The 12,193-nt window shown below is 62.7% G+C and carries 11 protein-coding genes; 10 read left to right on the forward strand and 1 reads right to left on the reverse strand.

Annotation, left to right across the window (positions count from 1 at the left end; genetic code table 11):
• Positions 1 to 41: 41 nt before the first annotated feature.
• Positions 42 to 1,538 (reverse strand): aminotransferase class III-fold pyridoxal phosphate-dependent enzyme, encoded by a 1,497-nt coding sequence (locus tag ABQZ00_RS07145; protein WP_323537231.1) that lies wholly within the window; start codon positions 1,536 to 1,538, stop codon positions 42 to 44.
• 77 nt (positions 1,539 to 1,615) lie between these two features.
• Here ABQZ00_RS07145 and ABQZ00_RS07150 point away from each other — a divergent pair, with 77 nt between their 5' ends.
• The 10 genes from ABQZ00_RS07150 (at position 1,616) to ABQZ00_RS07190 (ending at position 11,882) form a co-directional block, all read left to right on the forward strand.
• Positions 1,616 to 2,089 carry an Lrp/AsnC family transcriptional regulator gene (locus ABQZ00_RS07150; RefSeq protein ID WP_386261615.1) on the forward strand — a complete coding sequence of 158 codons (474 nt, stop codon included), beginning with the start codon at positions 1,616 to 1,618 and terminating at the stop codon, positions 2,087 to 2,089.
• A 1,089-nt stretch (positions 2,090 to 3,178) separates the two neighbouring features.
• Positions 3,179 to 4,249 carry a tRNA preQ1(34) S-adenosylmethionine ribosyltransferase-isomerase QueA gene (queA, locus tag ABQZ00_RS07155; protein WP_323537230.1) on the forward strand — a complete coding sequence of 357 codons (1,071 nt, stop codon included), beginning with the start codon at positions 3,179 to 3,181 and terminating at the stop codon, positions 4,247 to 4,249.
• Positions 4,250 to 4,330: 81 nt separating this feature from the next.
• Entirely contained in the window at positions 4,331 to 5,476 is a 1,146-nt protein-coding gene (gene tgt / locus ABQZ00_RS07160) for a tRNA guanosine(34) transglycosylase Tgt (RefSeq protein WP_115513243.1), read from the forward strand.
• A gap of 133 nt (positions 5,477 to 5,609) precedes the next feature.
• Positions 5,610 to 5,963 (forward strand): preprotein translocase subunit YajC, encoded by a 354-nt coding sequence (yajC, locus tag ABQZ00_RS07165; RefSeq protein WP_055851709.1) that lies wholly within the window; start codon positions 5,610 to 5,612, stop codon positions 5,961 to 5,963.
• A 331-nt stretch (positions 5,964 to 6,294) separates the two neighbouring features.
• Positions 6,295 to 8,139 carry a protein translocase subunit SecD gene (gene secD / locus ABQZ00_RS07170; protein WP_055851713.1) on the forward strand — a complete coding sequence of 615 codons (1,845 nt, stop codon included), beginning with the start codon at positions 6,295 to 6,297 and terminating at the stop codon, positions 8,137 to 8,139.
• Between the two features lie 114 nt (positions 8,140 to 8,253).
• Entirely contained in the window at positions 8,254 to 9,222 is a 969-nt protein-coding gene (gene secF / locus ABQZ00_RS07175; RefSeq protein WP_055851716.1) for a protein translocase subunit SecF, read from the forward strand.
• A gap of 497 nt (positions 9,223 to 9,719) precedes the next feature.
• A complete protein-coding gene (locus ABQZ00_RS23800; RefSeq protein WP_503064248.1) occupies positions 9,720 to 10,037 on the forward strand; it encodes a MafI2 family immunity protein in 318 nt (105 codons plus the stop codon).
• 69 nt (positions 10,038 to 10,106) lie between these two features.
• On the forward strand, positions 10,107 to 10,559 hold the full coding sequence (locus ABQZ00_RS07180; protein ID WP_323537229.1) for a hypothetical protein: 453 nt from the start codon (positions 10,107 to 10,109) through the stop codon (positions 10,557 to 10,559).
• Positions 10,560 to 10,675: 116 nt separating this feature from the next.
• The gene (locus ABQZ00_RS07185) at positions 10,676 to 11,524 is read left to right on the forward strand and encodes a TIR domain-containing protein (RefSeq protein ID WP_323537228.1); all 849 of its coding nucleotides are present in this window, start codon (positions 10,676 to 10,678) and stop codon (positions 11,522 to 11,524) included.
• A gap of 100 nt (positions 11,525 to 11,624) precedes the next feature.
• Positions 11,625 to 11,882, forward strand: a complete 258-nt coding sequence (locus ABQZ00_RS07190) for a hypothetical protein (RefSeq protein ID WP_323537227.1) — start codon at positions 11,625 to 11,627, stop codon at positions 11,880 to 11,882.
• Positions 11,883 to 12,193 lie beyond the last annotated feature (311 nt).

Below are 12,193 nucleotides of genomic sequence, written 5' to 3' on the forward strand. Positions count from 1 at the left end.
ACCGGCTGCAGTTGCGCAGCCGATGCATCGCCCGGCGCGGATCAGGCGGCCTCGGCCTGCACCTGGCGCGGGCCTTCCTTCAATGCGCGTGCGATCAGGCCGACCAGCAGATCCAGTTCGTCTTCGTCCATCGCAAAGTGCGGGGTGAAGCGCAGCGAGTTCTCGCCGCCGTGGATCACGTTGACGCCGCGATGGCGCAACCACTCTTCGGTGGAGCCAGCGCCATAGCACTTGAACTGCGGCGCCAGTTCGCAGGAAAACAGCAGCCCGGTGCCTTGCACCTTGGTGATCAGGCCGCCCAGTTCGGACTGCAGCGCCTGCAGCTTGGCAATCGCCTGTGCGCCGCGGGTGCGGATGTTGTCGCGCACTGCTGGGGTGAACAACGCCAGCGTGGCGCAGGCCACATCGAGCGCGCGCGGGTTGGTGGTCATGGTGTTGCCGTAGGTGCCCTTGCGGTACACCTGCGCGGCGTGCTCGGTCACCGCCAGCACCGACAACGGGTACTGCGCGGCGTTGAGCGCCTTGGAATAGGTTTCCAGATCCGGCGGGTCGAGCTGCTCGAAGCCGGGGTAGTCCACCACCGACAGCACGCCGTGCGCACGCAGGCCGGCCTGGATGGAATCCACCAGCAGCAGGCTGCCGTGCGAGCGGGTGAGCGCGCGTGCGGCGGCGTAGAATTCGGCCGGCAGCGCACGCCCCGGGTCGCCTTCGCCCATCACCGGTTCCAGGAACACCGCTTCGATAAACCAGTGGTTGCGCACGGCTTCTTCGAAGGCGCGCTCCAGGGCGGCCACGTCATAGGGCGCGATCGCAATCACCGAATCTTCGTCGCGGTAGCTGGCCAGATACTTGTTGTAGGTCTTGCGGCTGGAATCCGAATACAGCCCCGGTCGGTCGGTGCGGCCATGGAAGCTGCCCTTGACCACCAGGCGCTTGATGGTGGCCCCGGCATGCCGCGCGCCCGGGTCGGTGTGCAGCTTGGCGTTGGTATCGACGATGCGCGCGGCCAGGCCCACTGCTTCTGAGCCGGAGTTGAGACACATGAAACGTGCGAACGGGCAGCCGCCGCGGGTGTGACCGATCTCGGCGCGCAGGGCGCGGTCCAGCCGGCGCTGCGCCAGGCTGGGGGTCATCACATTGGCCATCACCTGCGGGCGCGCCATCGCCTCCAGCACCGCCGCCGGGGTGTGGCCGAAGCCGAGCATGCCGTAGCCGCCGGCGTCGTAGAGCACCGCGCCCTTGAGCGTGATCACCCACGGCCCACGCGCAGCCAGCGCCACGTAGGGCGTCACCGCATCGTCGGCGTAGAAGTTGATGAAGCCGTCCTGCACGGCGGCGATCTGGTCGCCTTCGTCCAGATCGAGCAGGTCGGCAGCGTCATCGCGCACCTGCGCGTATTCGGCAGCAGCGGCGTCGATGGCGTGGGCCAGATCCGGATGGTTGGCGGCCAGACGCACGATGGCGGCATCGTCCAGGCCATCGGTCAGGCGGCGGCCGGCGTGGGCACGCAGCGGGGCGAGCGGGGCGAGGACGGACATGGCGCATCTCCTGCATTGACGTTGTCCTTCCTATTATCGGCAGACGATCGGCGTTTGGCAGCGTGAATTTAGGCGTGATGTACGGTATTTTCGTCGATTCGCCGAACCGGATGCGCATTGTGAAGATCACCCCGTCCGACGAACGCCTGTTGTCGCTGCTGCGCGAGGACGCGCGTGCGTCCACTGCGCAGATCGCACGCCGGCTCGGCTTGTCGCGCACCACGGTGCAAAGCCGCATCGAAAAGCTCGAACGCGATGGCGTGATCAGCGGCTACACCGTGCGCACCCACGACGACTACGAACAGGGCCGCATCCGCGCGCACATCCTGATCACCGTGCTGCCCAAGAAGATGCCGGCCGTGGTCAAAGCCTTGCGCGACATCGCCGAGGTGCGCCTGCTGCACTCGGTCAGCGGCGCCTACGACCTGATCGCGCTGGGCGTGGTCGGCGGCGTCAACGAGATGGACGTGCTTACCGATGCGATCGGCGCGATCGACGGGGTGGAGCGCACCACCACCTCGATCATCCTGTCGACCAAGTTCGAGCGGTGAGGGGCTGGGAATCGGGAATCGGTAATCGGTAATCGTAAAAGCGGGCTGGCTTGTGTCGTCCGCGTTCCGGCCTGCTGATCCTGCTCTTACGAACCCCCAATCCCGAATCTCCACTCCCGGCCGCGCAAGCCGAGTCTGTCGATGATGTTGGAGCGGTGAAAGGGCGAGGAATCGGGAATCGGGAATCCTGAGAGTCATGATTCGCGAGCTAGCAAGCCCCTCTCCCCCCGGGAGAGGGGTTGGGGTGAGGGCGGGGCGAAGCCCATGTGGCATTTCAACTCCATGAGGCTTCGCTCGTACCCTCATCCGGCGCTGCGCGCCACCTTCTCCCGCCCGGCGGGAGAAGGACAAGCAGTCGAGCTGCCGCTCAAGCCCCTCTCCCCTCGGGAGAGGGGTTGGGGTGAGGGTACGGGGCGAAGCCCATGTGGCATTTCAACTCCATGAGGCTTCGCTCGCACCCTCATCCGACGCTGCGCGCCACCTTCTCCCGCCCGGCGGGAGAAGGACAAGCAGTCGAGCTGCCGCTCAAGCCCCTCTCCCCTCGGGAGAGGGGTTGGGGTGAGGGTACGGGGCGAAGCCCACGTGGCATTTCAACTCCATGAGGCTTCGCTCGCACCCTCATCCGACGCTGCGCGCCACCTTCTCCCGCCCGGCGGGAGAAGGACAAGCAGTCGAGCTGCCGCTCAAGCCCCTCTCCCCTCGGGAGAGGGGTTGGGGTGAGGGTACGGGGCGAAGCCCACGTGGCATTTCAACTCCATGAGGCTTCGCTCGCACCCTCATCCGACGCTGCGCGCCACCTTCTCCCGCCCGGCGGGAGAAGGACAAGCAGTCGAGCTGCCGCTCAAGCCCCTCTCCCCTCGGGAGAGGGGTTGGGGTGAGGGTGCGGGGCGAAGCCCATGTGGCATTTCAACTCCATGAGGCTTCGCTCGCACCCTCATCCGACGCTGCGCGCCACCTTCTCCCGACGGGAGAAGGATCTGCGACCTCCGCGATCTCCGCAGGTCTTGTTTGCTTGGAGGAAAAGGCTGCCAAACCTGCCTCAGCATGTCCCGCTAAACTAGCGCCCCCAAACCGCTGCACCGCCACGCCTTGAAGAAGTCCGATTTCAACTATTCGCTCCCCGACGAGCTGATCGCCCAGGCGCCGCTTGCCGAGCGTGCGGCCAGCCGTCTGCTGGTGGTACCCAAAGCGCCTGCAGACTTCAGCGACCGCCAGGTGCGCGATCTTCCCGAGCTGTTGCAGCCGGGCGATCTGCTGATCTTCAACGACACCCGCGTCATCCCGGCGCGGCTGTTCGGGCAGAAGGCCAGCGGTGGGCGGGTGGAAATCCTGATCGAGCGCCTGCTGGGCGAACGCGAGGCGCGGGTGCAGATCGGCGCGAGCAAGTCGCCCAAGGCCGGCAGCCTGATCGCGCTCGACGCGGGTGGCCAGGCCGAGGTGCTGGGGCGCGATGGCGAGTTCTATCTGCTGCGCTTCGACATCCCGTTGCCGCTGGAGCAGTGGCTGCCCGAGGCCGGCCGCCTGCCGCTGCCGCCCTACATCCGCCGTGAGCCGGGGCTGGAAGATCGCGAGCGCTACCAAACCGTATTCGCGCGCGAGGTCGGTGCGGTCGCCGCGCCCACCGCCGGCCTGCATTTCGACGAGCAGCTACTGGCGCGCTTGCGCGAGCGCGGGGTCGAGTTCGGCCACGTCACGCTGCATGTCGGCGCCGGCACGTTTCAGCCGGTGCGGGTGGATGCGCTCGAGCAGCACGTGATGCATAAAGAGTGGCTCAACGTCGGTGCCGCGCTGGTGGAGCAGGTGCGCCGCACGCGTGCCCGTGGCGGCCGCGTCATTGCCGTGGGCACCACGGTGGTGCGCTCGCTGGAAAGCGCCTGGCGCACCACCGATGCCGCACCCGATGGCGAACTGCTGCCCTTTGCCGGCGAAACCCAGATCTTCATCCTGCCCGGCTACCGCATCCGCAGCGTCGATGCGATGGTCACCAACTTCCATCTGCCCGAAAGCACGCTGCTGATGATGGTCTCCGCCTTCGCCGGCCGCGAGCGCATCTTCGCCGCCTACGCGCACGCCATCGCACAGCGCTATCGCTTTTTTTCGTACGGCGATGCGATGTTGTTGTGGGGCAGGGAATGGGGAATCGGGATTGGGGAATCGTAAGGCGGTATCCGCCGAACGATCAGCCACCTGCCAACCGCTCTTCCCATTCCCGATTCCCGACTCCCCATTCCCGGCCTTTCAATGTCCCGACTCCAGTTCCAGCTCCAGACCACCGACGGCCACGCGCGCCGTGGCCGCCTGACCTTTCCGCGCGGCACGGTGGAAACCCCGGCGTTCATGCCGGTGGGCACCTATGGCTCGGTCAAGGGCATCCTGCCCGAGCAGATCCGCGCGCTGGGGGCGGAGATCATCCTGGGCAACACCTTTCATCTGTATCTGCGCCCGGGGCTGGATGTGATCGGCGACCACGGCGGCTTGCACGGGTTTGCGCGCTGGGATGGGCCGATCCTCACCGATTCCGGCGGGTTTCAGGTGTTCTCGCTGGCCCACCGTCGCAAGATCACCGAGCAGGGTGTGACCTTTTCCTCGCCCACCGATGGCGCGCGGGTGTTCCTGGGTCCGGAAGAGAGCATGCAGATCCAGAAGGTGCTCGATTCGGACATCGTGATGATCTTCGACGAGTGCACGCCGTACCCGGCCACCGAAGAGGTCGCGCGGCGCTCGATGGAACTGAGCCTGCGCTGGGCGCAGCGCTCGCGCGATGCGCATGACGGGTTGGGCAACGACGCGGCGCTGTTCGGCATCGTGCAGGGCGGGGTGCACCCGGACCTGCGCAGCCGCTCGCTGGAGGGCCTGCACGCCATCGGCTTCGATGGCTACGCCATCGGCGGTTTGGCGGTGGGCGAGCCCGAGCACGAGCGCAACGCCATGCTCGAACACCTGCATCCGCAGCTGCCAGCCGATCGCCCGCGCTATCTGATGGGCGTGGGCCGGCCAGAAGACCTGGTAGAAGGCGTGGCGCGCGGCGTGGACATGTTCGACTGCGTCATGCCCACCCGCAACGCGCGCAACGGCCACTATTTCACCTCGTTCGGCACGGTGCGCATCCGCAACGCCAAATACGAACGCGACCTGGACACCATCGAGCCGGGCTGCGGTTGCCATGCCTGCAGCAGCGGCTACACGCGCTCCTACCTGCGTCACCTGGACCGCTGCAACGAGATGCTGGCCCCGATGCTGGGCACCATGCACAACCTCTGGTACTACGAAAAACTGATGGCAGACATGCGTGCGGCGATCGCGGCGGGAACCTTTGTGCAGTTCCGGCGGTCCTTCTATGCGGCACGCGGCGCCACCACGCCGCCGTTGCCGGGGGAAACCAGCTGAGCCCTGCCGTCCTTGCCTTTGGCGCGGACGGGGTGGAACCCGCGTGGCATAATTCCCGGCTGTTCCGCTCTGGCGGTACCTGAATAGCGAGTGGGCCCGTGGGGCGCGCTGGCACCAAACTAGGATGCACTGAATGAATTTGCTCGATTTCCTGATCCCGGTCGCCCAGGCGCAAGCCACCGGTGGCGCGCCGGCCGCCGGCCCGATGGGGAGCCTGTCCACCTTCGCGCTGCCGATCATCCTGATTGCGGTCATGTATTTTTTGATGATTCGTCCGCAGATGAAGCGTCAGAAGGAGCACAAGTCGCTGCTGGACAAGCTGGCACGCGGCGATGAAGTCATCACCTCCGGCGGCGTCGCTGGCGTGATTGCCGACATCGGCGACAACTTCATCACCGTGGAAGTGGCCGACAACGTCCGCATCCGCGTGCAGAAGAGTGCGGTGGGCCATGTGCTGCCGAAGGGCACGCTGAAGTCCGCCAGCTGAGTCGGGTTATCGGCATCGAGCACCGTCTGGCGCTGCCGGCCGGTGCTCGAAAACGCCAGGGGCCGCTCGTACACTCCGCTGTCGTCGCGCTGCCGATGCCTGCGTTGGGCTGCTCAAGACGTCGCTGCAATTGAAGGCCTGCAATACCACCGCTGCGCGCACCGTCAGGCGGGCGCAGTCGGTGCACGGAGTCGGAATGCGCCACTTGGCGTTTTCGCTTCGCGCACTGCCCGTATCCACCGGATGACCGCTCGCGACGTTGTATTGGCCGCTTGAAGTCGTTCTCACTGCTAGGCGCGGCGCCGGGATGGTGCTGTGCGGGACTGTCGCAATGCTCGAATTTCCTCGCTGGAAGTATTTCCTGATCCTGCTGGTGCTGGCGGTCAGCGCGTTGTATGCGCTGCCCAACATCTATCAGAAAGACCCGTCCGTGCAGATCACCGCCAGCCGCGGTGCACAGCTCGACGACGCATTGCGCAGCCGCATCGACGGCGAGCTCAAGGGCGCGGGCATCACGCCCAAAGCCGTCACCAAGGAAGGCGACAGCCTGATGGTGCGCCTGTCCTCGTTGCAGGCGCAGACCCGCGCCAACGATGTGCTGCGTCAGCAGCTGGGCGAGAACTACACGGTGGCGCTGAATCTGGCCTCCACCGTGCCGGAGTGGCTGGCCAAGCTGGGCGGCAAGCCGATGGTGCTGGGCCTGGACCTGGTCGGCGGCGTGCACTTCGCCATGCAGGTCGATCAGAAGGCTGCAGTGGAAAAGCGGATCGAAGGCTTTGCCGAAGACATCCGCACCACCTTGCGTGACGGCCGCATCGCCTATCGGGCGGTCGAGCGTCGCGGCGACAACAGCATCCAGATCAGCCTGGGCGAGGGCGCCAGCGCCGATGCGGCGCGCACCGCGCTGGCCAAGGCGCAGCCGTTGCTGACCTACGACGTCAGCGGCCAGAACATCGCAGTGAAGGTGCCGGAGGCCGAGCTCAAGCAGATCGCCAGCGGCGCGATCGAGCAGAACCTCACCACCTTGCGCAATCGCGTCAACGCGCTGGGCGTGTCCGAGCCGACCATCCAGCGCCAGGGCGAAGACCGCATCGTGGTCGAATTGCCCGGTTTGCAGGACACCGCCGAAGCCAAGCGCCTGATCGGCGCCACCGCTTCGCTGGAATTCCGCGCGGTGGTCGACGGCAATGCCGAAGACGCAGTGCGCAGCGGCAGCATCCCGCCCGAAGCCAAGGTCTACCGCGTGCGCGATACCGGTGCGCCGGTGTTGCTCAACAAGCGCGCGTTGGTGACCGGCGACCAGATGGTCAGTGCCAGCGTTAGCAACGACCAGAACGGCATGCCTGCCGTATCGGTGACGCTCAACAACGTCGCCGGCCAGCGCATGCTCGACTACACCAGCGCCAACGTCGGCAAGCTGATGTCGGTGGTGTACATCGAGCGCATCCCCACCGTGACCATGGTCGACGGCAAGGAAGTGCGCAGCGTTCGGGTCAAGGAAGAAGCCTTGTCGCCGACCCGCATTGCCGGCGTGTTCGGCAAGAACTTCCAGACCACCGGTCTGGAGAAGGTGGAAGCGGAGAACCTGGCCAAGCTGCTGAAGTCCGGCTCGCTGGCTGCGCCGATGGATTTTGTCGAGGAATACGTGATCGGCCCGAGTCTGGGTGCGGAAAACGTGGAGCGCGGCGTCACTGCGGTGGTGTACTCGTTCCTGTTCACGCTGGTGTTCTTCACCATCTACTACCGCGTGTTCGGCGCGATCACCTCGGTGGCGCTGCTGTTCAATCTGCTGATTGTGGTGGCGGTGATGTCGCTGTTCGGCGCCACCATGACGCTGCCGGGTTTTGCTGGCCTTGCGCTGTCGGTCGGTCTGTCGGTGGACGCCAACGTGCTGATCAACGAGCGTATCCGCGAAGAATTGCGGCTGGGCGTGCCGGCCAAGTCGGCGATTGCCGCGGGTTATGAAAAGGCCGGCGGCACCATCCTGGACGCCAACCTCACCGGTTTGATCGTGGCGGTGGCCTTGTATGCGTTTGGTACCGGCCCGTTGAAGGGCTTCGCGCTGACCATGATGATCGGTATTTTCGCCTCGATGTTCACCGCGATCACCGTGTCGCGTGCGCTGGCGGTGCTGATCTACGGCAGCCGCAAGAAGCTGAAGACCGTCGCTATTTGAGATGCGAGTCCGGCCTCGACCCCTGCAGCAGAGCTGTAGCGGGCGAGGGATGAATCCCTTCGCAAGCGTTGTGCATCCCGAGGGTGCGCAACGTCTAAACGGAAGATCTTTTCCATGAAATTGTTCCCGCTCCATCTCATTCCCAACGACACCAAGATCGATTTCATGCGCCCGCGCAAGCCGGTGCTGATCCTGATGCTGATCCTGGCAGTCGCTTCGGTCGGCATCATCGTCGGCAAGGGCTTCAATTACGCGCTGGAATTCACCGGCGGCACGCTGGTGCAAACCAGCTTCCAGAAAACGGTGGATGTGGACCAGGTGCGCGAGCAGCTGTCCAAGGCCGGCTTCGAAAACGCACAGGTGCAAAACGCCCGCGGCGGCAACGAGGTGATGATCCGTCTGCAGGCGCGCGAGCAGCACAACAACCGGGACGACGCTGCACGCACCGTTGCCGAAGAAGTGCGCAAAGCGGTCAGCACCGAGCAGAATCCGGCCACCGTGCAGCCCGGCGAGTTCGTCGGCCCGCAGGTCGGCAAGGACCTGGCCTTGAACGGCGTGTACGCCACGGTGTTCATGCTGGTGGGCTTTTTGATCTACATCGCCTTCCGTTTCGAGTGGAAGTTCGCGGTGGTGGCCAGCGTGACGGCATTGTTCGACTTGCTGGTCACGGTGGCCTTCGTGTCGCTGACCGGTCGCGAGTTCGATCTGACCGTGCTGGCCGGTCTGTTGTCGGTGATGGGCTTTGCGATCAACGACATCATCGTGGTGTTCGACCGTGTGCGCGAAAACTTCCGCGGGTTGCGTGTGGAACCGCTGGAAGTGTTGAACCGGTCGATCAACCAGACGCTGTCGCGCACGATCATCACTGCAGTGATGTTCTTCCTGTCGGCATTGGCGCTGTACATCTACGGCGGCGAATCGATGGAAGGTCTGGCCGAGACGCACATGATCGGTGCGGTGATCGTGGTGATCTCGTCGGTGATCGTGGCGGTGCCGATGCTGAGCATCGGGCCGTTTGCGGTGACCAAGCAGGATCTGCTGCCCAAGGCCAAGGATGTAGAGGCGCTGGCGCGTCGCCCCTGATCGGTTGGCAAAAGGTGTGACGAAAAAACCGCGCATTGCGCGGTTTTTTCGTTTCTGGCGGTGGACGCCTGGTTCACGGTTGTGCACTGTGATGTCACGACTCAAGATTGTGAAAACCAGGGATTTCGTCGGACACGTGATGCCGATCGATACGCAATACGTTGCGGTAGAGAACCGTTGGCCAGGACGAAGCGCCGCATCCAACTGAGATACGTCTGCTCAGTGCAAAGGCTGTAGTGCCTAACGCGCAAGCGGTCGCGCACTCGATCAAGCAACTGCGTCGGCGGACGTGCTGTTACGCCATTGTTTTTGGGGGTGTATTTCATACGCCCGCGTCTTTGCTGGATAAGGCTGGATACCTCGCAATAGTAGAGTCCGCTTACCATCATGTAATCCCGTGATCGCGGCTAGAGATTTCCCCCCATTCACAAAGCGCCAGCGATCGAAGATACTCCGTGCAACACCGCATTTCGGCGGGCCAATAGTAGTTAGGCCGCATGGACAGCATTGCATCGCGTCAGACATTAGTGCTCTCCCTAGTCCGCGCCCTCTGTGGCGAGGTCCACCCGGAATTGCGTCAAGCCTCGATCGAGGCCGATGAAAACGCCTTTATCGTTCGCCTCCGCTTCGAGTACGACGGTTTAGCTGCGGGTCTCGCGCAAGAGAACTGTTCTTGCGCAGCCACAGAGGTCATTGCGGACTTGGCTGCACCCTGGGACCTCGATGAGCAACATGTGTCTGTTCCCGCCCCTAGTGCCCTAAAGCCGCTGAGACATGTGGTCTACCGACGTTGGGAGCCTGAGGGTGCGGCCTAACAATTCATTCAATCCGACGCCGCTTCGCGGCGCGGCTTAATTCAGGCGTTAGGCCGCTCAGGCACATCTATGCAAACGTTCAAGTCTTGGCGTCCGATCGAACACGTCCCTGAATATCTTTCGGGTGTGTTTATCCTCCAGCACTTCGCCGGCTCCATGACTGTTGTGTGTGATGGAGACTTTGGCAATGGTCAGTTGCTTGTCTTGCGCTTCGAGGGTTTCGAGGCCGTGGCAACGCACGAGGAGTTCGCCCATCAGTGGCCTGGCGAATCGGCAGTTCCGAAGCTACCAAAGTCACCCGGCAGCAACTGGACGTTCCCTTTCTTGCAAGTCGAGAACTCGGAGTGGGCGGCGGACTCTGTGCAGGCGGTTACCTTCGGACGGACGCCTTGCCACTACTCCATAGTCTCAGGAAGCGACATCGTCGATATCCTTTCTTTGGAACCACCTGACGTGGCCTGGACTTCTGTTGAAGCAGTAGAATTGGTCATGCAGGCCGCAGCCAACCTAGGTGCGGCCTAACAATTCGTCCAAGCCGACGCCGCTTCACGGCGAGATTTAACTCATTTGTTAGGTGTCGAATATCCGTTCACACCCTTTCACGGCTAGCATCAATCTATCTCGTACAGGACGCCTTCATGTATTTTCAAGTGGTCATCGAAACGAACGAAAAGGTCGGCAAGCAAAGCAAAAACAAGCAGTACTTCGAACTGGATAAGGCTGATCTCTCAGACATTGAGGCAAGAGTCTTAGTCCCGTTCTTTAAAGGTGAAGACTTTCAGTTCGATGGCTACTTCCTCAGCAAAGCAGAGATCAAACGAATCGCCATTAAGCAGACTGAAAAGACGGTGGCCGAGCTTTCGAAATACGAGAACGATCACATGCCATCCAACGTGATTATGTTCGTTTCGCCGAGCGATATTCTTAGGTACGAAAAGTACACCAAGGACATCACTAACGAAGTTTTCGACCGCGTCAAAGGCACGCTATCAAAGGCGGCCCCAGCCACATCTTCGGTAGCCGAGAAGACAAAGTCGGAAGTCCTTGATCAATCGAAGGTCTTCATAGTTCACGGCCGAGACGACTTAGCCAAGATATCGGCCGCAAGATTTGTGGAAAAGCTCGGGCTTAAAGCAATAATTCTTCACGAGCAAGTCAGTGGCGGCAAAACCATCATTGAGAAAATTGAGGAGCACACCAACGTTGGTTTTGCTTTGGTACTGTACACGCCTTGTGACTCAGGTGGCTTGGTGGGTGACCAGCCAAAGTCTCGCGCTCGGCAGAACGTAGTCTTTGAACACGGCTATCTGATTTCAAAGCTAGGTAGGCGCCACGTTTGCGCTCTTGTGAAAGACGGTACGGAAGTTCCCAACGACATTAGTGGCGTGGTCTACGTGCCACTAGACGACCATGGCGCTTGGCACCTTGCCGTTGCCAAGGAACTTAGGAATGCCGGCTACGGCGTAGACATGAACAAGGTTATTTAATGGCCACCGCCGCCGACATGCCCGCGACGCCTAACCCCTCCTTCAATTGGATGCCTAACGGCGCCGCTTAAGTCAAACGCTAGGCCGCAAGAGGAAGCTCATGGGCTACATTCCAAAACACGCTGATTTGCAGTCACTGTCAGATGACGACCTGATCGATCGTTACGACGCCGCCGCACACAACACCGTCGTGGGCACCGGCTTCTACCGTGACGAGATTGTCCGGAGACAAATGGCTAGGGAGAGCGCTCGCATGCTGCAGCTAACTCAAACAATGCGCACCCTTACTTGGGTCATCCTCGCAGTCACAGCGGTTAACGCTGTGCTAGTGGGTTGGCAGATATGGGGCCAAAAGTGACCGGCTTTCGGCCTAACAATTCGTTCAAGCCGAAGCCGCCTCGCGGGTCGGCTTAACTCAGGCGCTAGGCAGTGGTGGGTCATTACAGCTTCGGCATCCGCTGTCGCGTTATCTTGCGTGGCCAGCGGCTGGCTGCGCGCGACCGGGTCGGCTGATAGCGCCTCATTGCGTGCGGTCGCGCGACTACGCGGCTCATCGAACTCTGTCGGCTACCGGCAAATGCCCAACCCAACCGAGTCGACGCAATGCGTTGTACTGCAATCAGATGCAACGCACCCGCCACTCACTTCAATCAGTGGTGCCCGCCAAGC

The sequence above is a fragment of the Xanthomonas sp. WHRI 10204 genome, from assembly GCF_040202875.1.
GTDB lineage: Bacteria > Pseudomonadota > Gammaproteobacteria > Xanthomonadales > Xanthomonadaceae > Xanthomonas.

Bases quoted from the DNA above. Each gene is read 5' to 3' on its own strand.
- ABQZ00_RS07145 (WP_323537231.1), bottom strand. From the start codon at position 1,538: ATGTCCGTCCTCGCCCCGCTCGCCCCGCTGCGTGCCCACGCCGGCCGC.
- ABQZ00_RS07150 (WP_386261615.1), top strand. From the start codon at position 1,616: ATGTACGGTATTTTCGTCGATTCGCCGAACCGGATGCGCATTGTGAAG.
- tgt (WP_115513243.1), top strand. From the start codon at position 4,331: ATGTCCCGACTCCAGTTCCAGCTCCAGACCACCGACGGCCACGCGCGC.
- yajC (WP_055851709.1), top strand. From the start codon at position 5,610: ATGAATTTGCTCGATTTCCTGATCCCGGTCGCCCAGGCGCAAGCCACC.
- secD (WP_055851713.1), top strand. From the start codon at position 6,295: ATGCTCGAATTTCCTCGCTGGAAGTATTTCCTGATCCTGCTGGTGCTG.
- secF (WP_055851716.1), top strand. From the start codon at position 8,254: ATGAAATTGTTCCCGCTCCATCTCATTCCCAACGACACCAAGATCGAT.
- ABQZ00_RS23800 (WP_503064248.1), top strand. From the start codon at position 9,720: ATGGACAGCATTGCATCGCGTCAGACATTAGTGCTCTCCCTAGTCCGC.
- ABQZ00_RS07180 (WP_323537229.1), top strand. From the start codon at position 10,107: ATGCAAACGTTCAAGTCTTGGCGTCCGATCGAACACGTCCCTGAATAT.
- ABQZ00_RS07185 (WP_323537228.1), top strand. From the start codon at position 10,676: ATGTATTTTCAAGTGGTCATCGAAACGAACGAAAAGGTCGGCAAGCAA.
- ABQZ00_RS07190 (WP_323537227.1), top strand. From the start codon at position 11,625: ATGGGCTACATTCCAAAACACGCTGATTTGCAGTCACTGTCAGATGAC.